Origin of the sequence: Streptomyces koelreuteriae, assembly GCF_018604545.1 — a bacterium.
GTDB classification, from domain to species: domain Bacteria; phylum Actinomycetota; class Actinomycetes; order Streptomycetales; family Streptomycetaceae; genus Streptomyces; species Streptomyces koelreuteriae.
Genome location: NZ_CP075896.1, coordinates 2151267 through 2173519, shown reverse-complemented (window position 1 = coordinate 2173519; position 22253 = coordinate 2151267). Strand labels below are relative to the sequence as shown.

At 72.8% G+C, this 22253-nt stretch carries 16 protein-coding genes; 3 read left to right on the top strand and 13 right to left on the bottom strand.

The window, feature by feature from the left end; genetic code table 11:
- Positions 1-17 precede the first annotated feature (17 nt).
- The 10 genes from KJK29_RS09410 to KJK29_RS09365 form a co-directional block, all read right to left on the bottom strand.
- Positions 18-1979: a putative baseplate assembly protein gene (locus KJK29_RS09410; RefSeq protein ID WP_215118263.1), complete on the bottom strand. Its 1962-nt coding sequence runs from the start codon at positions 1977-1979 to the stop codon at positions 18-20.
- Positions 1979-2401: a GPW/gp25 family protein gene (locus KJK29_RS09405; RefSeq protein ID WP_184598462.1), complete on the bottom strand. Its 423-nt coding sequence runs from the start codon at positions 2399-2401 to the stop codon at positions 1979-1981. Before KJK29_RS09405 ends, KJK29_RS09410 begins: the two co-directional genes overlap by 1 nt.
- Before the next feature lie 58 nt (positions 2402-2459).
- The gene (locus tag KJK29_RS09400; protein WP_215118262.1) at positions 2460-4367 is read right to left on the bottom strand and encodes a VgrG-related protein; all 1908 of its coding nucleotides are present in this window, start codon (positions 4365-4367) and stop codon (positions 2460-2462) included.
- Positions 4367-5092 carry a CIS tube protein gene (locus tag KJK29_RS09395; RefSeq protein WP_215118261.1) on the bottom strand — a complete coding sequence of 242 codons (726 nt, stop codon included), beginning with the start codon at positions 5090-5092 and terminating at the stop codon, positions 4367-4369. The genes KJK29_RS09400 and KJK29_RS09395 overlap by 1 nt, the downstream gene beginning before the upstream one ends.
- A gap of 17 nt (positions 5093-5109) precedes the next feature.
- Positions 5110-5532, bottom strand: coding sequence for a phage tail protein (locus KJK29_RS09390; RefSeq protein ID WP_215118260.1), 423 nt, complete (start codon positions 5530-5532; stop codon positions 5110-5112).
- Positions 5533-5548: 16 nt separating this feature from the next.
- Positions 5549-5956, bottom strand: a complete 408-nt coding sequence (locus tag KJK29_RS09385; RefSeq protein ID WP_215118259.1) for a hypothetical protein — start codon at positions 5954-5956, stop codon at positions 5549-5551.
- Between the two features lie 2922 nt (positions 5957-8878).
- The gene (locus KJK29_RS09380) at positions 8879-9037 is read right to left on the bottom strand and encodes a DUF6760 family protein (protein ID WP_215118258.1); all 159 of its coding nucleotides are present in this window, start codon (positions 9035-9037) and stop codon (positions 8879-8881) included.
- Positions 9034-9573 (bottom strand): hypothetical protein, encoded by a 540-nt coding sequence (locus tag KJK29_RS09375; protein ID WP_215118257.1) that lies wholly within the window; start codon positions 9571-9573, stop codon positions 9034-9036. The genes KJK29_RS09380 and KJK29_RS09375 overlap by 4 nt, the downstream gene beginning before the upstream one ends.
- Positions 9573-10016 (bottom strand): phage tail protein, encoded by a 444-nt coding sequence (locus KJK29_RS09370; RefSeq protein WP_215118256.1) that lies wholly within the window; start codon positions 10014-10016, stop codon positions 9573-9575. Before KJK29_RS09370 ends, KJK29_RS09375 begins: the two co-directional genes overlap by 1 nt.
- A gap of 56 nt (positions 10017-10072) precedes the next feature.
- The gene (locus KJK29_RS09365; RefSeq protein WP_215118255.1) at positions 10073-11665 is read right to left on the bottom strand and encodes a phage tail sheath subtilisin-like domain-containing protein; all 1593 of its coding nucleotides are present in this window, start codon (positions 11663-11665) and stop codon (positions 10073-10075) included.
- Between the two features lie 254 nt (positions 11666-11919).
- On the opposite strand from KJK29_RS09365, the gene KJK29_RS09360 reads away from it, so the two are divergent.
- Both KJK29_RS09360 and KJK29_RS09355 read left to right on the top strand, forming a co-directional pair.
- A complete protein-coding gene (locus KJK29_RS09360; protein WP_251057751.1) occupies positions 11920-13518 on the top strand; it encodes an eCIS core domain-containing protein in 1599 nt (532 codons plus the stop codon).
- An 85-nt stretch (positions 13519-13603) separates the two neighbouring features.
- Complete coding sequence (locus tag KJK29_RS09355; protein ID WP_215118254.1) at positions 13604-15010, top strand: RICIN domain-containing protein; 1407 nt, start codon at positions 13604-13606, stop codon at positions 15008-15010.
- 15 nt (positions 15011-15025) lie between these two features.
- On the opposite strand, the gene KJK29_RS09350 is transcribed toward KJK29_RS09355, so the two are convergent.
- The 3 genes from KJK29_RS09350 to KJK29_RS09340 all read right to left on the bottom strand — a co-directional run bounded on the left by KJK29_RS09350 (position 15026) and on the right by KJK29_RS09340 (position 18541).
- Positions 15026-17029 carry an ATP-binding protein gene (locus KJK29_RS09350; protein ID WP_215118253.1) on the bottom strand — a complete coding sequence of 668 codons (2004 nt, stop codon included), beginning with the start codon at positions 17027-17029 and terminating at the stop codon, positions 15026-15028.
- Positions 17026-17727 (bottom strand): DUF4255 domain-containing protein, encoded by a 702-nt coding sequence (locus KJK29_RS09345; protein WP_215118252.1) that lies wholly within the window; start codon positions 17725-17727, stop codon positions 17026-17028. The genes KJK29_RS09350 and KJK29_RS09345 overlap by 4 nt, the downstream gene beginning before the upstream one ends.
- 145 nt (positions 17728-17872) lie before the next feature.
- Positions 17873-18541 carry a helix-turn-helix transcriptional regulator gene (locus KJK29_RS09340; protein WP_215118251.1) on the bottom strand — a complete coding sequence of 223 codons (669 nt, stop codon included), beginning with the start codon at positions 18539-18541 and terminating at the stop codon, positions 17873-17875.
- Between the two features lie 864 nt (positions 18542-19405).
- Here KJK29_RS09340 and KJK29_RS09335 point away from each other — a divergent pair.
- Complete coding sequence (locus tag KJK29_RS09335) at positions 19406-22210, top strand: AAA family ATPase (protein WP_215118250.1); 2805 nt, start codon at positions 19406-19408, stop codon at positions 22208-22210.
- Positions 22211-22253 lie beyond the last annotated feature (43 nt).

Genomic DNA, 22253 nt, shown 5'->3' with positions numbered 1-22253 from the left:
CGCCCTCGGGTCCCCGTTCACGAACCGTCTCCGATCACCCGGACGCGGTGGTCGAACGAGAACACCAGCGACGGCGCGGACAGATCGATCCGGTTCGTCGCCTCGCCGCGCTTGCCGGTGAGCGGGTCGGCGGGGTGCAGGACCACCTCGTCGACCAGTTCCACCCCCGGCACGCGTTGCAGCACCGCGAACACCTCACCGGACTGCACGGGCCGGCCGAACGGCCAGCCGGTGCCGTCCGCGCCGCCGGTCAGCGGATCGAGGTGCCGGTAGAGGGCGTCATGCGCCTGACGGCGCACCCGGTCGGTGTCGACACCCCGGAAGGCATGCACCGTGGCCACCACGGTGACGCCCTGGTAGTACGGCGGGCCCACCGCCAACCGGGTCCCGATCAGGCGCCGTTCGTCCAGATGCCGGGTGATGCGGTCCAGCAGCGCGTCACCGGGCACGAGTTGCTCGAAGCGCAGCCGGCCGCCGGGGTCCGGCACGGCCTGCGGCACGACCAGCACCCGTACCGCGTAGGCCCCGTGCTCGCCCTCCTCGCCCTCCAGGCAGGTGATGCGCGCGGTCTCCGGGGCGGCGCGGCGGGCCAGCTCCTCGTAGTCGCGCAGCGTCACGGCACGCTCCTGGGCGCGCAGGGTGATCGGGGCCCGGACCTTCGCCTCCTGAACCGTCTCCCCGTCCACACCGCCGCGCGCGGCCTCGCGGTTGACGACCTCGGAGACGTACGGGATGGAGGTGCGCAGCACCTGGACGGCACCGCGCGCCACATTGCCGGCGCGCCCGCCGCCCGTGCGATAGCGGCGGGCCCGGACGGGGGCGCCCTTGGGGGCGACCGTCCCGTACTGCCGCAGGGACCCGTCGGGTTCGCGCACGGCCGGGCCGAAGGCGATCTCGCCGGTCGTGGCGTCGAGGGTGATGTGCCGGTCGTTGGGCCCGGAGCCCGCGAAGTTCGGGACGACCCGCCAGTCCGTCCAGCCGTCGTGCTCGGCGGTCTGCAGCAGCAGCGGCGGGTCGTCGCCGACCACGGGCGCGTGCAGCAGGCGCAGCCGCTGGCCCGGCAGCCCGGTGGACTCGCCGAGCGCCTCGTCGTACACCGTCTCGGCGTGCACGGTCTGGGTGGTGCCGCCGATGGTGAAGGCCTCGGCGGCGCGCACGGTGGGCGAGGTCGTGTAGAAGGGCTGGTTCGGCCGGGGGTCGGTGACGCGGCAGCGCAGCCAGCCGGCCTCCTGCCCGGCGTTGCGGGACAGCACATGCCCGCCGGGGATGTGCAGCACGACCTCGCCGGGCCGGTTCAGACCGCCGGTGCCGTCCCGGTCGACCTCGCAGATCTGCCAGCCGTCCGCGGTCCACGCCTCCCACACCAGCGGCGGCTGGCGCGGGTCCACGCCGACGCCGTCCACCCGGCTGTCCAGGTCCAGGGCGATCGCGCAGTGCGGGACCGCGGCGGTCAGGCCGAACAGCACGGAGTCACCGGGCTCGGGCGACTCGGAGAAGCACAGCAGGTCCTTGTCCTCCTCCGCGAGGTCGGACGTCCGGTCGGCCATCGGCTCACCCCGGTGCTGCACCAGCAGATGGCGCAACGCGCAGGGCACCAACGTCAGTTCGCGCTCGGTGGCGAAGACCACCGCCTCCTCGCTCTCGGTGCGCAGCGTGGCGACCTCCGTGCCCACCGGCACCCACACCGCCTCCTCCTGCGGAGCCGACAGCCAGAACGTCACCTCGGTGCGGGCCGCGGACGGCGGGAACAGGGTGATCCCGACGAGGTCCAGGAACGCCAAGTGGTTCTTCTCCGGCACCCGGTTGAGCCGGTAGACGATCTGGTCGGCCATGTGCGCGACCGTCTCCACGAGGGTGACGCCGGGGTCGGAGACGTTGTGGTCCGTCCACTCCGGGGCGCGCTGCTGGATATAGCGCTTGGCGTCGTCGACGAACTGCTGGAAGCGGCGGTCGTCGAGGTTGGGGGAGGGCAGTGCCATCAGCGGTCGCTTTCGGGGGCGTCGGGCTCGTCGTGGGACGGAATGACGTAGAAGGGGAAGACCAGGCTGCGCGGGTTGTTGGTGCCGCGGATCGAGTACCGGACGTCGATGTAGAGGACGCTCTGGTCGGTGCCGGCGGTGACCTCGACGTCGTCGACCTCGATCCGCGGCTCCCAGCGGTCCAGGCTGGCGTACACCTCGTGCTGGATACGGCCCGCGGTCTGCTCGTTGACCGGCGCGAACACCAGGTCGTGGATCGCGCAGCCGAAGTCCGGCCGCATCGGCCGCTCGCCCGGAGCGGTCGACAGGACCAGCCGGATCGCCTCCTCGATCTCCCGCTCCCCGCTGACCAGCGCGATCCCGCCGGTCGGCCCGATGCGCAGCGGGAACGACCAGCCGGAGCCGACGAACTGCTCGGCCATCAGCACCACACCCTGTCTTTCGGAGAACGTCTCTTCCGGCAGCCTTCTGCGGAATCGGTCATGGGATCGGCATCGGCACGGGAATGGTGGTGACGCCGAACACCTTCGAACCGATGAGGGTGGTCGGGGACTTGATCGTCGTGTTGGCGAGCGAGTTGATCTGCACGGTGCCGACGCCGGTGAGGTTCGCGACGCCCTTGGCGTCCAGGTTCAGGGCGCCCAGCGCGTTCACGCTGATCGCTCCGGCGGCCCGCATGTTGACCACCCCGCCGCCCTGGATGGTGAGCGGACCGCCGCTCTTGAGGGTCAGGCTGCGCCGGGCGCTGAGCAGGAGATCGGTGCCGGCCTCCACCGACACCGACCGGCTGCCCTTGATGGTGACCGACCCCTTGCTGTCCACGACGATCTCGGTCTTCGTCCGGTCCAGATTGATGACCAGCTGCTTGTCGCCGGAGGTCAGCCGGACCCCCTGTTTGCGCAGGCCGGTCTTCTGGCTGAGCAGGTCCATCCGGTTGCCGTCCCGGTCCGAGACGGTGTGCCGGCTCGCCTTCTTGCGCACGGTGTCGTGCAGCGGCACGTCGTTCACGGGCGTCGGCTTGTCCTTGCCGTTGTAGAGCCCGCCGATGACGAAGGGATGGTCGAGGGCGCCCCGGTCGAACGCCACGAGCACCTCGTCGTTGACGTCCATGGGGAAGATGCCCCCGCCGCCGAGGCCGCCCCACTGCACGGTCCGCGTCCAGTCGCTGACATAACTGTCGTCCAGCCAGGGGAACTGCAACCGCACCCGGCCCTGCTTGAGCGGGTCGTTCACATCGGTGACCAGCGCGTTGGCCACGCTCGGCAGCCGCGGCGCGCTCTCGGCGCCCCCGGAGGCCAGCCCGTACAGCGACCGCCACTGCCGCCCGCTGACCGTCACCCACGCCTCGTAGTGCCTGCCGTCGCCGAACACATGCCGTACGGACGTCGCCGTGTACTTGCCCTCGAAGGGCTCCCCGACGTCCGACAGCGTCACCGGAACCCCCGGGCGCAGCTTGGGATTTCCGCGGGCGACGACCTCCATCTCGGCGAACGAGGAGGTGAGGTCGTCGGCGAGGGCGTCGGCGGCGAACTTCACCTCGTTCTGCCGGTCGTACGGTGTGCTCGTCTCGACGAGCGTGGCCGGCTTGAACTTGCCGGCCGCCGCGCCGGGTGTCGTGCCGATGCCGATGCCCGGGTTGTCGATGGCGGGCGCGGTCGCCGTCAGCCTCTTCTTCGTCGTGACGTCCCAGCCCCGCGACTCGACCTTGCCGACCTGGTCGGCGGCGGTGACGGCGGACCGCAGCCGCAGGATGTCGTGCCCGGCCTGGAGCACGAACGGGCTCCGGTCGCCGTCGGTCTGCGGCGAGGGCGCCCCGGACGACGGCTTCGGCTTCACGAACTGGAACTTGCCGTCCGCGTCGACGGACATCACCATCTCGTTCTCGTCGGCGAGCCGGGCGAGGAAGTCCCAGTCGGTGACGTTGGACTGGCTGATGAAGTCGTACACCGTCTTCGTCGACTGCACCCGCCCCACCGGCACCCCGCCCTGCGCGGCGAGCTTGCGCGCGATGTCCGACGCGCTCTGGTTGCGGTAGGCGGCCACCCGGCGGCGGCGCAGCAGACGGTGCCCGAGGTCGTAGCCGCGGATCACGGTGAAGGTGCCCGTGCCGTCGTAGTCGGCCTCCAGGCCGGTGACCTCGCCGGTCAGCAGCGGGTCGGCGGCGCCCTGCCCGTCGGACACCGGCGCGATGACCACCGGCGTGCCGAAGGTGACCTTCAGATCGCGCAGCAGGACCCGGTAGGGGTCCCGGAACGTCAGCCGGAACGCGGCCGGCACCCCGGCGCCCTGGTCGACATGGCTGTCGACCAGCGCCCGGGCGAACTCCTGCGGCAGCTTGGCGCCCCCGAGCTTCACCTCGACGACATTGGAGAACGCGGACTGCACCATTACGGACGTACCTCCTCGGCGGCGGGCAGCACCAGTTCCGCACCGGCCCGCAGCCGGGACGGGTCGTCGATGCCGTTGGCCTCGGCGATCGAGCGCCAGGCGGCGGCGTTGCCGTACTCCCGCCAGGCCAGCGACTGCAGGGAGTCGCCCGCCACGACCCGGTGCACGCGCTGCGCGGTGAGCGCGCCCGACGTCGGGTTCTGCCTCTTGGTCTTGCTGGGGATCTCGTGCAGCTGGAGCCGGCAGGTGGCGCGGATGGGCACGCCCGTCGTGCCGAAGAGGGAGTACGTCGCCTCCACCGAGCTCACGTACGCCGTGAACCGGGCCGTGGAGAACGACCCCCACTGGAACACCACCCAGGGCGGCGACGGCTGCTTCGCCGCGATGCTGGCGTTGGTCACCTCGCAGCAGGCGAGCAGCGACTCCACCTTCTTCAGCACGGTGTTGCCGGTCGGCTTGGCGGAGGAGTCCAGGAAGATCTCCACGCCCATCTCCCGCGCCTCTGCGCCCATGAACTCCGGCAGGGCGCCGTCCCGTTCGATCTGCGCGGGCGTCGACTTCCACTGGGCGCGGCGGGTCAGGGACAGCTGCGCGGGATTGAAGTCGAAGCCGAAGGTCTTGATGATCCCGCCGGGCGTGGTGCTCTTGCCGACGGGCGGTTCGTGGATCGCGAGCGTCGCCCTGACGAGGCTCTTTCCCGCGCCCTTGCTGCTGGCTCGTGCCATGTCTCTGTCCCGCCCCTTCAGTCAGTGAACCCGTGGTGCGTGATCTCCAGGACCTCGGTCGCCACGGCCGGGTTGGCCGGGTCCAGGCTGGGACCGCTCCAGCTCACCGGCAGTACGTCGATCAGCCCCCAGCGGGCCACCTCGGAGCCGTCCGCGCGCAGCGCGGCGATCTGGGCGGTGGGCCGCTTGATGCCCGTCTGCACGGACGAGATCCACTTGGCCACTTTCGTGGTGTCCGGGGTGAGCGGGCGGGTCAGCCGGATGGTGGAGAAGGTGACACGGGTGGGCAGCTGCCAGACGAACCCGTTGTTGCCGCCCTCCTGGCGCTGCTCGACCTCCACCTGGGACGACAGCCCTTCGCATCCGTTGAAGTAGCCGAGGCTCTCACCGTCGATGCTGAGGGTGAACCAGATCGTGGAGCCCGGGTCCTGGCGGGACATCGAGGGCCTTTCTGTGTCAGTGGCGGGGGTCGCGGAGTCTGCCGATCCGCTCGCGGTCCATGCGGAGTTCTGTGCGGATCAGCCGGGTGATGCGGCCGATGAGGCGGTGGACCAGTTCGTCGAGCTGGAAGTCGGTGAGGTCCCGGGGGTCGAAGCCGCCGTTCGGGACCTCTGCGTAGGGGGGTGGGGCGGAGGGGGCGGGCTCGGCGGAGTACGGGGGTGGGGGGTTTCGGGGTGGAGCGGGGGCGGGTGCGGGTGCGGGCGGTGTGTACGGGGGTGGTGCGGCGGTCCGGGGGGTCTGGGCGGTGCGGGGGGTGAGGCTGTTGGCGATGGTGGCGGCCGCGGCGGATGCGAGGGCGCCGGTGGTGTTCATGGGGGCGGTTTCGGTGGTCTTCTTCGGCTTCTTCCAGAAGCGTTGGACCACGGGGAGGGGGGTGGTGGCGGATGGGGTGGTGGGGGTGCTGGTGGCCGGGGGTGTGGGGGCCTTGCTTGCCGGGGCGCCGAGTGGGGAGCGGCGGGGGGTGGTCGGGGTGGTGGGCGTGGTGGTTGTGGCGGGGAAGGGTGGGGCCGGCTGTGGGGTGATCGGGGCGCCGAGGCCCAGGTGGGGGGTGTGGCGTGTGGTGACTGGGGGCTGTGTGGGGCCGGGGGCCTTGGTGTGAGGGAGTGCCGCTCGCTGAACGGTGGGGGGTGACGGTGGGGTGGCGGTTGTTCTGGCGGCGGGTGATGCGGGTGATGCGGGTGTGGGTGGCGCAGGTGGTGTGGTTCGGGTGGCGTGGGGTGGCTGTGGTGCGGGGGGCGTGGGGGACGGCGTGATGTTGGTGGGTGCGGGGGCGGACCTGTCGGCGGGCGGCCGTGGTGGTGCGGTGGGGGAGGTGGTCCGGCTGGTGTGGGCCGGGGTTGGGGCCGGGGCTGGAGCGGTCTGTTGGCGTTGGACCGTTGGGGCCGGGCTGGGGCTGGTGCTTGTGCTGGTGCGGGCAGGTGTGGGGCGCGCCGGAGCGGGGGTGGCTGGCGTCGGTGTGGGTGCGGTGGTGTTGATGCCTGGCTGTGTGCGTGGGGGCAGGGCGGGGGTGCTCGACGGCGGTGTGGGGGCGGTGGGTGTTGCGGCGCCGTTGCCGGGCTGGGGGCGTGGCGGTCGGGCGGGGGCGGTCTGTTGGCGTTGGACCGTCGGGGCCGGGCTGGTGCGGGCAAGCGGGTGGGGCGGCGGGGCGGCGGGATTGGCTGTCGGCGGTGTGGGGCCGCTGGTGGGTGTGGCGGGGGCGGGGGCGATCTCGCCGGTGGGTGGGGTGGTGCTGGTGCTGGTGCCGGGCTGCGGGCGTGGGGCGGGGGTGCCCGTCGGGTGGCTGTCGCGGGCGGGTGTCGGTGTGGTGTTGCCGGTGCGTGGCGTCGTAGCGGCGTTGCCCGGCTGCGTGGGTCGCGTGGCCGAGGTGTGAGCCGGGCCCGTGCCCTTGGGGGTGGCCGGCCGTCGTTGGACTGGCGGCGTCGGTGTTGCCGCCGCGTCGGTCGTGCTGTGCGCGGACTTGCCTTCCGCTCTGCCGGACAGGGTGGGTCCTTGCGCCCCGGCCGGTCCTGACGGCGGCGTCACCGCACCCGGCCGGGGCTGCGTGGGGGCTGTCTGCGCAGCCGGGCTGTTCGTCGTAGGGCTTGTGACGGTCGTCGGGCCTGACGGGAGAGCGTGGGCGCGTTCGGCAGTGTCCGGGGTGTGAACTGCCGTCTGGCTGGTGCCGGTTGGCATCTTGGAGGTGGCGTCCGCTGTGGGCGGCAGGGGCGACGGGGTGTCGCTGTGGCCCGTATCGGTAGGGCTGGTGACTGTCTGTGGAGCATGGGCGGCCCGGTTGATGCCGGTCGGCGTCTTGAAGGTGGCGTCCGCTCCGGGCGGCCGTGTCGACGGGGTGTCGCTGTGGCCCGTATCGGAAGAGCTGGTGACAGCCCGCTGCACAGAGGCAGAGGGCGTGGATTCAGGTGTGTGGACTCGCGCCTGACTGCCGCCGGTTGACGCGTTGGACGTGGCGGCTGCCGCAGGTCGCCGCGTCGACGGGAGCGTCCGTCGCTGAACCGGGGCCGCTCCTGCCTGTGTCTTCGTCAGGGAGTTGGGCCGGGACGGTCGGCTGCTTGCCGGTACGGGCTTCACGCGGAGGCCGGGAACGGGGAGCGGTGCAGGGGCCTCCCCCTGGGCGGGTGGGGGTATCGGGGACACCACGGGTACCCCCGTGGCCGGCAGTGACCTGCCGCCCGAAGGAGTGGAGCGGTCCGTACCCAGCCGCTGGCGGACGGGCGTGTGTGGCCCGGCAGCCTGTGCGCTCCCGCCGGTCCCCGCGCTTGCGGCAGGCCCCGGGAGCATGCCGGCTTCCACCCCGCCGTCGGCACGTTCCGAGCCGCCGGGGATGTCTGAGGACCCGAGACTCCTGGAGGCCTCAGGAGTCTCCGAGGCCGGGGCACTTTTCGACCCCCTTGCACTCTTCGAAGTCTTGGGAGCCGTCGAGCCCCCGTGGCTCCTCGAAGCCTTGGGGGCCTCCGGGGCCGTGGCGCTCTTCGGAGGCTCGGGAGTCGTCGCGGCTTCGGGGTTCTTCGAGGCCGTGGGAGTCCCTGAAGAGTGGGGAATCTTCGGGCTCTCAGCACTCTTGGAGGCCCTGGCACGCTTCGAAGCCCTGGGAGTGCTTGAGGCTCTCGGCGCCTTCGACCGCCGGGCACCCTTCGGAGTCACAGGAGTTCCCGAGCCCTCGGACACCATGGAACCCCGGGCAACCTCCGAGTCCCCCGACGTTCCGGCCATACCTCCAGCCCCGGGGGCACCCGCACCGGTACTGCCACCGGAACCTGGGACGGCGCCACCGGCCCCCGCACCCGCACCCGCACGGGCCCCGCCACCCCCGACCCCTCTCCCAGGAATCTCCCGCAACGGCACCGCCGGTGCCCGCTGCACCACCGGCTCCGGGCCGGTCAACGGCAAAGTCCCCGTGGGGCGTTCGAGGCCGAACACCGGTCGGCCCGTCGTCGGGTGGTGTGAGAGGTCGCCGAGCAGCGTCTGCGACTGCCCGTTCAGGATCGCGGGCGACGCCGTGCCCGAGAACGACGGGTTCTGCCACGTCGGCAGGCGCCCGCCGAACCCGGCGTCCGCGACCCCGGCCTCCTGCCCGGAAGCCAGGGTCCGCTGGATCGACGGCAGCCTCGACCAGGCGGCGCGCACCACAGGCCCGGCACCCACAGGCCCGGCACCCGCAGGCGCCGCACCCGCACCCGTACTCGCGGAACCACCGTCCACCGGAACCGGCACCGATACCGGCACCGCCTCAGCGGCAGCGCCCCCGTCGTCCCGTCGTCCCCGCAACCGGTCCAGGAACCCCATGTCTCAGTCCTCCGCCCCGGCGCGCGTGACCAGGGACGCGATCTCGGCCGTGTAGCGGCGGCGGTCGCGGTGTTCCAGGTTCAGGATCTCGTCCATGCTCCAGTGGAAGTGGTAGGCGACGTACGCGATCTCCTCGTGCAGCCGGTCGGTCGCGTACGTCACGATTCCCCCAGGCGGCTCCCGCCGAGTTCGACCTCGAAGGGCTCCGCGCAGTGCGGGCACTCCACGGCCGCGCGGGTGTGGCCCTCCGCGTTGATCTGGCGGTAGAAGTCCTGGAGGAAGGCGAGGTCCGAGGCGAACATGTTCTCCACGGTCCCGTCGTGCACGTTCGGCAGCGTGCCGAGCCGGGTGATGACCCGGCCCAGCAGCACCACCGACAGGAACGCCGGGTTCTCCTGCACCCGCACGTCCCGCAGCGGCACGAGTTCGTCCCGGGCCGTCGACAGGCGCATCACACCGTCGCGGTGGACGGTGCCCGACTCGTCGACGTACCCGCGGGGGAGCTGGAAGGGGAACTCCGTGCGCAGTTCGTGCTGTTGCAGCGGCGGGGCCTGCTCCGGGACCGGGGCGGCGGGAGGAGCCTGCATCGGCCCTGGCCCCGGTCCAGGTCCAGGTCCCGGGCCGGGTCCCACCGACCCCGCCGCGTCGGCGCCCGCGTGCGTGACCGCGCCGCCGGCCCTGGCAGCCGTACGCCGCATTACTCGATGTCCAGTTCTTCGAACACGATGGTGACGGTCTCGGTGAGCGCCGACGCCTCGCCCGCCTTCACGGTGCTCGTGTCGATCTTGCTGCACCACGCGTTGCGCATGTTGTAGCGCTTCACCGGGTTGCTCTGGTAATCCATCATGATGATGGACGCGTTCTTGCGGGCCGTGCTCATCTGGCCGGTGATCGACTGGTTGATCCACTCGGTGAACGCGGCCGACTGGGTCATACCGCGGACGACCGTGCAGGTCCCGTTCTTCTTCACGCCCGGCAGGTTCACGACCTTGTTCTGGCCGTTCATCGTGTTCTGCTGGTACGTGATGACGTCCTGCTCCATGGACAGGCCGCTGACCTCGGCGAGGTACTCGACCATGACGCCGTCGATCTGCAGCCCGAAATTGTGTGAGGTGAGGGAGTCACCCGGCGAAAGGCTCATGTGCTGTTCGCAGTCCTTCTAGGGGGTCTTGGTGGATGGCGGACGCGCGGCCGGGGCTACTCCTCCAGTTCCCCGCCGCCGCTGGAGAACTGGGCCAGCCTGAAGATCACGAACTCGGCGGGCTTCACCGGGGCGATGCCGATCTCGCAGATCACGCGGCCGACGTCGACCGACTCCGGCGGGTTCGTCTCCTCGTCGCACTTGACGTAGTACGCCTCCTCGGGACGCCGGCCGAACAGGGCGCCGTCGCGCCACTCGTTGACCAGGAACGCCGAGATGTTGCGCCGGATCCGGGCCCACAGATTGTGGTCGTTCGGCTCGAACACCACCCACTGGGTGCCGATCAGGATCGACTCCTCCAGGTAGTTGAAGTACCGGCGGATGTTGAGGTAGCGCCAGGCCGGGTCGGAGGAGAGGGTGCGGGCGCCCCAGACGCGGATGCCGCGGCCGGGGAAGGCGCGGATGCAGTTGACGCCGATCGGGTTGAGCAGGTCCTGCTCGCCGCGGGTGATCTGCAGTTCGAGGTCGACGGCGCCGCGCACGACCTCGTTGGCGGGGGCCTTGTGGACGCCGCGCTCGGAGTCGTTGCGGGCCCAGATGCCGGCGACATGGCCGCTCGGCGGGACCAGCCGGGAGTGGCCGGTGGCCGGGTCGAAGGTCTTGATCCAGGGGTAGTACAGGGCCGCGTACTTGGAGTCGTAGCCGGCGGTCTCCTGGCGCCAGACCCGGATCTGGCGGGCGTTCATGCCCGGCGGCGGGTCGATCACGGCGACCCGGTCGCCCATCAGCTCGCAGTGCGCGATCAGCCCGAGCTGGACCGCCTTGACGGCCTCCAGGTCGATCGCGCCGCGCTGGTAGGCGGCCATCAGGTCGGGGACGGCGACCATGGAGACCTCGTCGACGGCCTCCAGGCCACCGAAGCCGGTGCGGTCGGCGGAGTCGCCGAGGTACTGGGCCGGACCCGGGTGCGCGGCGTCCGGGTGGCTGTCGGAGGCGGCGGGGGGCGCGGGCGCCGGGGCCGCGAGGGCCACCGTCTGGTTGTCCGGGCGGGCCAGCTGCGCGGCCGGCGCGGCCTCGGTGACGGCGATGAGCTTGGAGCGCTCCTTGACCTGTGTGACGACGTAGTTGCGGCCGCCCTTCTTGGCGGTCACGTCGAACGTCTCGACCGGCTTGTCGCCGTCCTTGACGATCAGCTTGAACCGCTCGGCGGGGCCCTCGCCCTCGGGGTCCGCGACCTCGACGCTCAGTTCGCCCTGCGCCACCGCGGTGACGGCGAAGGTGCCGAGCTGCTTCGGCTCGCCCGCGGGCAGCGCGGCGGGGGCGCCGCCGGAACGGCCGGTGACGGCGGCGGGACCCTGGCCGGCCTCGGCGGGAACGCCCTCGGCGGAGCCTCCCACGCGCACGACGTACGCGGCGGAACCGCCGTTGTTGAAGAAGCCGTAGACGGAGTGCGCGAGGTAGTACCCGTCGGTGAACTCACCGAAGGCCGCCACGTACTGCGTCCAGTTGGTGACCAGTGTCGGCTCGTTCAGCGGTCCGGTCGGCGCGAGTCCGACGAAGGCCGCCACCGACGTCCCCACCCCCTCGATCGGGCGCGAGCCGCTGGCCACCTCCTCGACGTAGACGCCGGGCGACAGGTAGGACGGCATGCTCTGCTCTCCTCGGGGTACGAGACACGAACAGCCCTCACCCTCGCGCGCGCCGGACCGGCGCGGGAACGGCCTCCGGTGCCGAAGCGGGGGCAATCCGGTTGCCCGCAAGGGCAGTCACCGAGGTGCCCCGGCCCTCGTCACGCGCGCCCTGCCCTCATCTCTGCCCTCCCGGCCCTCCCGTTCCACCTCAACGGCGGGTGAGACTTGCGGGTCAGCCGTCCAGTGGCGAGTCGAGTGTCGAGGAGAACGCCGTGCACGCACACGGAACAGGGGGCAAACGGGCCGCCGGCCGGGACGATCGCGGCGCCGACGCGCCCGGCGTGCCGGTGCACCCGATGCTCGCGCTCCAGCGCATGGCCGGCAACGCCGCCGTGGCCCGGACCGTGGCGGAGGAGCGCCACGAGCACGACGCGCACTGCGGGCACACCCCCTCCGTGCAGCGCCGCGCCCTGGTGCACGACGTGCTGAACACCCCGGGACAGCGCATGGACTCCGGGCTGCGGACCGAGATGGAGGCCCGTTTCGGCGGCGCCGACTTCAGCGGCGTACGCGTCCACAAGGGGCCGCTGGCCCAGGAGTCGGCGGCGGAGCTGGGCGCGAAGGCGTACACCTCCGGGACCCACATCGTCGAGGGCGCGCCGCTGACCAAGGAGGACTGGGCTCACGAACTCACCCACTTCCAGGACCAGATGGCCGGCCCCGTCCCCGGCACGGACACCGGCGCCGGAGTCAAGATGTCCGACGTCGGCGACGCGGGCGAGCGGCACGCGGTGGACAACGCCCGGCGGGTGATGAACGGGCCGGTGCCCGCCGTCCAGCCGGTCCCGGCGGAGGGCGCGGCGCAGCCGGCCGCGAACACACCGGCCGCGGGGGCGGCGGTCCAGCGGACCGTGTGGACATTCGACCAGGGCGCCAGCGTCCAGGACGAACGCGAACGACCGCACTACCGGTGGCGGAGCGAAGGCGGCTCCGGCGCCCTCAAGACCTCCGCCGAGCTGGGCCTCGACCCCGGGCGGAAGCCCCACCCGGGTGACACCTACGACGACGACAGCCGGCAGCTCCACAGCAGCGAGAACGTCGCGTTCTCCACCAAGGGCCGGATCCCCGAGAAGGACCTCGCCCGGCGCAGGACACAGACCAGCCGCGCGGTGGCCGAGGCCAAACACCGCATCGCCACGGCGCTGAAGATGCTCAAGGACGCCAATGGCGCGCCCGCGGGCCCGCTGCTGGCCGGCCTGCAGTCGGGCTTCCCCGTGTTCCGGACCGCCCCTCCCGGGCAGCTCGCCCCCTTCCTGCCGCGGATCGCCGAGATCGTCCAGCGCATCCACGACGGACTGAACGCGCAGGGCGCGAAGATCGCCCTGGTCGGCAGCGGGGTGCCGGGCGTGCCCGGCAACGCCACCGCCTGGGTCGACGGGAACCTGTCGGAGAACATGGCGGGTCTGATGGGCCTCGGCCACGACAAGACGAGCGAGGAACTGCCGCCCCTGACGGAGCGCTCGGGCCCGATCCACCTGCTGGAGCCGGGCCAGATCGCGTGGTACATCGTCCACGAGGCCACGCACCGGTTCGCCGGAACGCTCGACTACCAGTACAGCCCGTACTTCGAGGAGGTGCAGGAGGACGAGTTCACGGCCTCGGCGGATCCCGAGGTGGCGGCCGCGATGGAGCCCGCCATGCTCGACCGGCGCAAGGTGCGCGATCCGAAGGAGTTCAACGGCAAGGACGAGCAGACGTACCTGGGCAAGCAGTCCAACTGGTACGCCCTGGGCCGGCGCGCCCTCATGAACGCCGACTCCTACGCCCAGTTCATCCTGACGGCGACCGGAGCGCCCATGCCCCGGACCTGACGGCCCGCACCCTGGCCCGTTCGGCCCTCCCATCGTGCCCTTTCGCTTCCTGACGGGCCGTGGACACCCCGGCTAGCGTCGCGACGTGAGCCTGTGGACATCTCTGGAACCCGCCTCCGCGACCGTCGACCCGGGCAGCAGCACGCGCGTGCGCCTGCGCCTGCGCAACACCGGTGATGTCGTCGACGAGTACCGCTTCGAACCGGTCGGCCCCGTCGCCCCCTGGACGACCGTGGAGCCGGCGTCCCTGCGCCTCTACCCCGGCACGACCGGCACGGTGGAGCTGACGTTCGCGCCACCGCGTACGCCGGACGCCACGGCGGGCCCGAACCCCTACGCGGTGCGGATCACCCCGACCGAGCACCCCGAGGCGACGACCGTCCCCGAGGGGAACCTGACCATCACGCCGTTCACCGAGGTGCGGGCGGAGCTGGTGCCGCCCACGGTCAAGGGGCGGTTCCGGGGACGGCCCCGGCTCGCCGTCGACAACGTGGGCAACACCAAGCTGACCGCGTCCCTCAGCGGCAGCGACAACGGCGACGAACTGTCGTACGACATCCACCCGGCCAATGTGCAGATCGAGCCGGGCCGGGCGGCGTTCGTCAAGACCACCCTGAAGCCCAAGAACATCATCTGGTTCGGGTCGAAGGAGCAGCGGCCCTACACCCTCGCCGTGCAGCGGTCCGGTGCCACGGCGATGCCCGTGGAGGGCACGTTCGTCCAGCGCGGGTTCCTGCCCGGCTGGCTCGCGACCGTCTTCGGGATCCTGTTCGCCCTCGCGTTCACGTTCCTCATGCTGTGGCTCGCCTACAAGCCCTCGGTCACCACCAAGGCCGACGCGTCGCCCGTCGGCGCCGGCAGCACCCTTGCGCCGTCCCCGACACCCACCCCGTCCCTGACCTCGGCGCCGCCCCCGTCGCCGACGCCGCAGGAACAGGAGTCGCAGGCCGGTGCGGGGCAGGGCGGCGGCGGGGGTGCCGCGGCGCCGCCGCCCGCCAAGAAGAAGCCCAAGCCCGTGGTGCCCGCGATGAACGTCCTGCTGTACAACCCCACCACCAAGAAGTGCGCGGCCGCCCCCGAGAACAAGGCCGACGCACCGGTCAAGCAGTTCACCTGCGACGAGACCGGGCAGGACAACCAGCGGTGGAACCTCGAGGTGAAGTACGAGAACAAGGGACCGGGCGGGCACGCGCTCTTCCAGATCCGCAACGTCAAGGACCAGCTCTGCGTGGACCTGCCGTACTACGGGGCGGCCCCCGTGCCGTCCGGGATCACCGAGTACACCTGCGACGGCACGATGAAGGACAACCAGCTCTGGTGGATCGACAAGCAGGAGAGCGGCGCCTACTGGATCCGCAACTACGCCAGCAACAACAAGTGCCTGGACGTGTCCGGCTACAGCACCGGCGGTGACGACAGCACCCTCACCCTGTTCCACTGCTCCAACACGGACGACCAGGAGTGGAAGATCGTGCAGCCCTCGGACGGCTGACGGACCGGCCGGCCGCTACCAGGTGCCTTCCCCCGGCACCAGGCGGCCGGCCTTGCGGTACTCACGGCGGGCGCCCTCCAGGAGGTCGTCCGCCGTGACCGTGTCCCCGCGCCCGGCGGCCAGGTACGCGGCGGTCACCACCGCACTGCGGATGGAGCCGCCCGCCAGCTCGAAGCCGTCCGCCACCGCCTCGAACGCGATGCCGTCCGCGCACGGCACGTGCGCGAGGCTGTGCCGCCACAGCGCGAGACGCTGCCCGGCGTCCGGGAAGGGGAAGTCGACGATCAGGTCCAGGCGCCGGGTGAACGCCTCGTCGATGTTGGCGCGCAGATTGGTGGTGAGCAGCGCGATGCCGTCGAAGGACTCCAGCCGCTGGAGCAGATAGGCGCTCTCCAGGTTGGCGTACCGGTCGTGCGCGTCCTTCACCTCGGACCGCTTGCCGAAGACGGCGTCGGCCTCGTCGAAGAGGAGTACCGCGTCGGTGCGGTCGGCCTCGGTGAAGATGCGTTCCAGGTTCTTCTCGGTCTCGCCGACGTACTTGTCGACGACGGACGACAGCTGGACGACGTAGAGATCGAGTCCGAGGTCGGCGGCGACGACCTCCGCCGAGAGTGTCTTGCCGGTGCCGGACTCGCCCGCGAACAGGCCGAGGACGCCCCGGCCCCGGCCGCCGCCCGCGCTGAGCCGCCAGTCGCCGAGGACCCGGTCGCGGTGGCGGGCGCGCAGGGCGAGTTCCCGGAGCTGGGTCAGGGGCCCGTCGGGCAGGACGAGGTCCCGCCAGTCCACGTCGGGCCGGATCCGGCGGGCATGCTGCTCCAGCCCGGAGGCCGACTGCTGCCGGGCGGCGAGGCGCAGATGGGCGGGGGAGAGCGGGGTGCCGTCGAAGTCGGCGAGGCTCCGGGCCGCGCGGGCGGCACGCGTGATGTGGTCACCGGCCAGGTGGTACGGGGCGACGGTGGCGGCCAGGTCGAAGCCGGGTTCCCCGCCGAGGGCGGCCGACCAGGCGTCCACCGCACCGGCGCGCTGTGCGGGCGCCTCCAGGACGAGAGGATCCTCGTCGCACCACCGGGGGTCGTACGGGCGGGCCCCGGTCACCAGCACGGGGACATCGACCGCAGCGGCCAACTCCCGCAGCAGCGAAGCCGGTTGCTCCGGCAGCACCGTGACGACGACCGCCCGGTCACTCAGCCGGGCCTCCCGCAGCAGGTCCGGGACGCGCTCCTCGGGCCCGGTGAACCGCACGGCCGGGACGCCCGCGGCGCGCAGGGCGGCGGTGACGCAGGGCAGCCCGTCGCCCTCGCGGCGCTCACGCAGATACACGGTGAGCGGCGTCCCGGAGACCAGCCGCTCGGCGAGCCGGTGGGTGAGCCGCGCGGCTTCGTCGTCCTGGGCGAGCAGGCCCGTACCCGGCTCCGGTGCGGGCAGTTCCCCCAGGTGCCCGGCGAGTGACGCGTCGGGGGTGTCGTCCCCGAGCAGGTGGGACACGAGCCGGTCCGGTACGCGCAACGCCCGGCTGAGGAAGGGGCGTTCGGGCTCCTCCACGGTGAGGAGACCGAGCGCGCAGAGCGGGGCCGTGGGATGCAGCCGGGCCCGTCCCTCGGCCAGATGGACGGGGACGCCGCACAGGTCGAGGGCGAGCGCGACGGTGGCCCGCCGGCGGCTGACGTCGTCGTTGAGGTAGCCGTACAGCGGCTCGAAGCCGCGGTCCAGGTCGGGGGCGAGGGCGATGAGGAGCAGCGCGGTGTCGAGCTCGGTCAGACGGAGCCGGGCGGAGAGGCGGGCCAGCCGGTCATCGGGCGGCGCCCCGAGCCCGGGGCCGGTGAGCGGCGACGGCTCGGCCGGGCGCAGCAGATGCCGTACGGCCTCCTCCGACAGGTACAGGCCGCGCAGTGGATCGCCGGCCGTGGGGTCGCCCGCGGAGCGGTGCTCCACCAGCAGGGCGACCCTCTCCCGCAGTTCGGCGAGGCGGGAGAGGAGCGCGAGGGCGGAGGGCTCGGTATCGGGGGTCTGCGTGGTCATGTCGCGCGGTTCAGTCCCAGGTTCCCTCGTGCGGCCTTCCTGGCTTTCCTGGCCTCCCGGGTCTCCTGGGCCGCCGCCACCTGCCGTGCGCTGTGCGCGCGTTCCTCCGTGCGCGGCTGGGTGTCGTCCATGGTGCGGACCCGGACCGCGACGCCCTCGGTGACGGGTGGACCGGCGTCGTACTCGGGGTAGGCCGGGAAGGGAGCGGTGATCACCAGGTCGAGGGACGGCTTGAGTTCGCCGCCGAGCGCGGACCAGATCTCCGCGAGGGAGCGCGACTCGGTCTGGGTGCCGGCCACGGACATCGGGATCGTCATGCCCAACGCGCCGAGGGAACCGGGCAGTTCGGAGGGAGCGATCAGCTCGCGCGGGATCAGGGTGGCCAGCACCGCGGACAGCAGCCGGTGTTCGTCCTGGGGCTGTTTCGTCCACGCCGTCACCAGGTACGACAGCCGGAACCAGCGGGGCGGCTGCCGGTGCTTGACGACGAAGTCCCGGTCGTCGTGGATCGGGACATGCCCCCGCTGGCGGCGGGCGACGTCCTCCCGGATGTCGTACAGATAGGCGTTGATCGTGGGCGCGTTGCGGCGGGCGGCCCAGTCACGGGTCGGCGCGTCGAGGGCGACGTCGATGCCGGAACCGGCCAGTGCGCCGCCGCTGAGCAGGCCCTTGAGGACCTCGTCCACCTCGTGGATCACCGATGTGCTCCCGTTCCCGCCCTGCCGTGCTGTGCGCCGCCGTGTCCGATCCTGCCCTCCGCCCCGCCCCTGCCCGCAGGGACGCCGGGGACGGCCGCAGGGCAGAAAGCGCTGCCCGTGGGGGCGAGTTCGGATGCCCGTTCGGTCAGATGTAGCCTTCCCGCAGGGCATGGGCCACGGCGTGTGCCCGGTTACGCAGGTGCAGTCGGGTGGTCAGCCCGTGCATCACGTTCTTGACGGTGCGTTCGGAGTAGGACAGCTTGCTGGCGATCTCACCGGTGTCGAGTCCCTCGGACACCAGCCGCAGTACGTCCACCTCCCGGGGTGTCATCCCCGAGGCCGGAGCGCCGGTACGGCCGGCGGCGCCGCGATGCAGCGTCCCCACCTGGTTGATCAGCCGGCCGAGCAGATCCGCGGGCAGGTCGCCGTCGCCGCGGGCGGCCGCGAGTACGGCCTGCACGAGCCGGGTCGCGGTGGCCTCGCGGCGCCACACGATGGCACCGACCCCGCACTCGATCACATCGAGCAGCTCCGTCTCCCGCAGCGCGGACACCACGAGCACCGCCCGCGCGCCCTCGCTGCGCACCAGCCGGCGCAGCCGGGTCAGGGCCGTGTCGTCGAGCACGTCGTCGATGAGCAGGGCGACCGTGCCCGGTCCGGACTCGGTCTCCTCCCGCAGGTCGATCTCCGGGAACCGGCGCAGCTGGCTGAGCGCTCCCTCGCGCGATATCGGGTCCGTGGCGTGCACCGCCACGGGTATCCGGGTCGCGGGGTCGGCCGTGCCGGGGCGGGTGGTCCGCGATGAGGTGAGCAACCGTTTCCCCTATGTCCACGTACGCGCCACCCCGGTGGGGCCGGTGGCGGATGTGCACTCCTCACCCTTCTGGGGCGGACGGTCCGGTCGCAATCGTGGATCACCACGAGACACACCACGAGATCGACCCACGCGGACCACGGGATCGGGCCGTACCGGCTACGGAATTGCCCGTGCCGGTCACGGAATTGCCCGTGCCGGCCGGGGATCGGCCCGTGCCGACTGCGAAACGGCGCGTGCCGGTCGTGGATCGGCCCGTACTGGCCACGGAATGGCCCGTGCCGACTGCGGATCGGCCCGTACCGGCCATGGAATTGCCCGTGCCGGTCGCGGAATTGCCCGTGCCGGCCGGGGATCGGCCCGTGCCGACTGCGAAACGGCGCGTGCCGGTCGTGGATCGGCCCGTACTGGCCACGGAATGGCCCGTGCCGACTGCGGATCGGCCCGTACCGGCCATGGAATTGCCCGTGCCGGTCACGGAATTGCCCGTGCCGGCCGGGGATCGGCCCGTGCCGACTGCGAAACGGCGCGTGCCGGTCGTGGATCGGCCCGTACCGGCCACGGATCGTCCCGCGCCGACTACGGATCTGCCCGTACCGGCCACGGATCGTCCCGCGCCGACTACGGATCGGCCCGTACCGGCCACGGAATGGCGCGCGCCCACTACGAAACGGCCCGTACCACCCACGGAACTGCCCGCGCCGACCACGAGACCGCAACCGGCCCCGCAACGGCCGTGCCGTGACGGTCCGTTCGGTTCCGTCGGGGCCGGAACTCGCCGCCGTGGCTCTTGTCACGGCACCCGCCCCGGGCGCAGGCCGTCCTCGACGGGGGAAGACGCCACGTCCGACCAGGGAGGCAGGAATGCCCGATCCTCAGCCCGAGCAGTCGGGGCCCGCGCAGCCGGCCGAACACCGGGAGGCCGCCGCCCTGCTGGCGGCCGGTCTCGCACGCGCCCGGTCCGGGACGGGCGGCCTCGTGCTGGTGCGCGGAGCCACCGGCACCGGCCGGACCAGCGTCCTGGAGGCGGCCGCCGAGGCCGCCGCCGCACAAGGCGTGCGGGTGATGCGTGCCCGCTGCTCGCCGGGATACGCGCCCGGGCCCTTCGCCGCCGTGCTCCAGCTCCTCGGACCCCTGCCGGGCTCGGGGCGGTTCGACCCGGCCGGCGACGAACGCGAACAGGGCGCCCTGTTCCGGCATGTGCTGCACTCGTACGCCGCCGAGTCCCCGCTGCTGCTCGCGGTGGACGACGTCCACCTCGCCGACGGCCCCTCCTACCGCTGGCTCGTGGAGGCCGCCCGGCACGTGGACCGATTACCTCTGCCGGTCCTGCTGGCCGTCACCGAACGCGGCCAGTACGACATCGATCCGCCCGACCCGGGCTTCACCCACACCCTCTCTCCCGCCCTCGTCGACACCCACACCCTGTCCCCGCTCACCCCGGACTCGGCGACCGGCCTGGTGCGCGCGGAGCATCCGGACGCCCCGACGGCATGGGTCGAGAGCTGCGTCCGGGCCGGCGCGGGCAGCCCGCTGCTGCTGAGGGCCCTCCTGGACGACCTCGGTGCCTCCGGCGGTTACACGACCGACGCCCCGCTCCCGTACCCCGCCCTTCCCGAGACCTCCGCCGCCCTCTACCAGGGCTCCTACGTGGCCGCCGTGCGGTGGTGGCTGGACAGCGCCGGGAACGGCACGGCGGAGGTGGCCCGGTCCCTCGCCGTGCTGGAGGAGGGATGGGGGCGGGCGGAAGGGGGAGCGGGCGGGGGCGAGGCGCCGGCCGGCCTGCTCGCGGAACTCGCCGGCGCCGACCCGGCCCGGGTGGCGGGCTGGCTCACCGCGATGACCGGGCTCGGCCCGCTGCGCCCCGGCCCGGACGGCCTGCCCCGCTACGCCCATCCGCTGCTCAGGGACGCCGTACTCACCGGCGTCCCCGCCGCCCGGCGGCACGCGGTGCACGAAGCCGCCGCCGAGGCGTTGCTGCAGCGCGGCGCCCCCACCCGGGCGGTGGCACGACACCTGCTGCGCTCCGGCCCCGTGGGCGCCGGCTGGGCCCCGGCCGTGCTGCGGGACGCCGCCTCCCTCGCGCTGCGCGACGGCCGCTCCGAGGACGCCGTCGCGTTCCTGCGCAGGGCCCTGCGGGAGCCGCTGCCCGACGACCACCGGCAGCGGGTGCTGACCGAGCTGGGCTCCCTGGAGTGCGCGGGCCGGGACTCCTCGGCCGGCATCCCCCGGCTCACCGAGGCACTGGGGCTGCACGGCTCACCGCAGGACCGGGTGCGGGCCGCCGTGGCTCTCGGCACCGCGCTGGCGGGACGCGGCCGGGCCGGCGCCGCCGTGGAGGTCCTGCGCACCGTCGACGGCCAGCTCACCGGACACCCCGACCTGGGAAACGCCCTCCAGACCGCGTCCGCCCTGCTCTCCGACCAGGACCAGACGGTCCGCAGCGATGTGTACGGCCGGCTGTCCGAGACCGCCGAGCGTTCACCGGAACTCGTCGGACCGGCGACCCGGGCACTGCTCGTGCGGTACGCGGCCAGCGCCGCACTCGCATCGGCGGACGACGCGATGCGCCAGGTGCGCGCGCTGCTCGCCGAGCCGGCCCATCCGCTGACCGAGCCCTTCCTGCTGGGCACGTCCGCCGCCGTCGCCCAGTGGGCCGACGAACTCGACGAGGCCGACCGCCTCGTGGACCGCGGACTGGCCGGACAGCGCCCCGACCTGCTGCACCCCATGCACGCGGCGCTGCTCAACACACGGGCCGACATCGCCGCCGCGCGCGGCCAGTACACGCTGCTGCCCGCCGAACCGCCCACCCCCGCCCAGGGGCCCTCCAACGTGCACGCCACCACCCTGATCGCACTCGTGGAGACCGGCCGCACCACCGAGGCCAGGCGGCTCGCGGACGGCTTCGATCTGCGTGAGGCGCCCGACAACTGGGAGCTGAACCGCTTCCTGTACGCGCGGGGCGTGCAGCGCGCCGACGCGGGCGACACGGCCGGGGCCCTGCACGACTTCCTGGAGTGCGGCCGCCGCCAGACCGCCCGCGATGTGATCAGCCCGGTCGTCACCCCGTGGCGTTCCGCCGCCGCCGAATGCCGGCTGGCTCTCGGCAGCCCCCAGGAGGCGCTCGCCCTGGCCGAGGAGGAGGTCCGCCTGGCCCGGGTGTGGGGCACGCCCCGCACGGTCGGCCGCGCCCTCAGGGTGCTCGGCACGGTCACCGGCGGCCGCCGGGGCCTCGACCTGGCCGAGGAGGCCGTGGCCCTCCTCGCGGACGGGCCGGCCGCCACGGAGGGGGAGTTGGCGGCCGCGCTCCTCGCACAGGGCCGGCAGCTCACCGCCGCGGGCGAACGCGCCCGCGCCCGGGACTGTCTGCGCGGCGCCGCCGAACGCGCCGAACGCCTGGGCGCGGTGCGGCTGCGGCTCCTCGCGGAGGAGGCCCTGCGCGAGGGCGGGGCCCGCCGCGCCGCCACTGCCCGCACCGGCTCCGGCGCCCTCACCGGAAGCGAGCTGCGCATCGCCCGGCTGGCGGCCGACGGCAGCACGAACGCCGAGATAGCGGGCCTGCTCCACCTCGCCCGGCGCACCGTGGAGACCCATCTGACCAGCACGTACAAGAAGCTGGGCATACGGCGGCGGGGAGAGCTGGGGCGGGCGCTGAGCGGGAACTGAGAAAAGTGTTATCGCCGGCCCTTCACGCCGTCTCCACCCTGTG

Coding starts and splice junctions, on each gene's coding strand:
- KJK29_RS09335 (WP_215118250.1), top strand. CDS start 19,406: ATGCCCGATCCTCAGCCCGAGCAGTCGGGGCCCGCGCAGCCGGCCGAA.
- KJK29_RS09350 (WP_215118253.1), bottom strand. CDS start 17,029: ATGACCACGCAGACCCCCGATACCGAGCCCTCCGCCCTCGCGCTCCTC.
- KJK29_RS09410 (WP_215118263.1), bottom strand. CDS start 1,979: ATGGCACTGCCCTCCCCCAACCTCGACGACCGCCGCTTCCAGCAGTTC.
- KJK29_RS09390 (WP_215118260.1), bottom strand. CDS start 5,532: ATGTCCCGCCAGGACCCGGGCTCCACGATCTGGTTCACCCTCAGCATC.
- KJK29_RS09375 (WP_215118257.1), bottom strand. CDS start 9,573: ATGCGGCGTACGGCTGCCAGGGCCGGCGGCGCGGTCACGCACGCGGGC.
- KJK29_RS09365 (WP_215118255.1), bottom strand. CDS start 11,665: ATGCCGTCCTACCTGTCGCCCGGCGTCTACGTCGAGGAGGTGGCCAGC.
- KJK29_RS09395 (WP_215118261.1), bottom strand. CDS start 5,092: ATGGCACGAGCCAGCAGCAAGGGCGCGGGAAAGAGCCTCGTCAGGGCG.
- KJK29_RS09400 (WP_215118262.1), bottom strand. CDS start 4,367: ATGGTGCAGTCCGCGTTCTCCAATGTCGTCGAGGTGAAGCTCGGGGGC.
- KJK29_RS09405 (WP_184598462.1), bottom strand. CDS start 2,401: ATGGCCGAGCAGTTCGTCGGCTCCGGCTGGTCGTTCCCGCTGCGCATC.
- KJK29_RS09370 (WP_215118256.1), bottom strand. CDS start 10,016: ATGAGCCTTTCGCCGGGTGACTCCCTCACCTCACACAATTTCGGGCTG.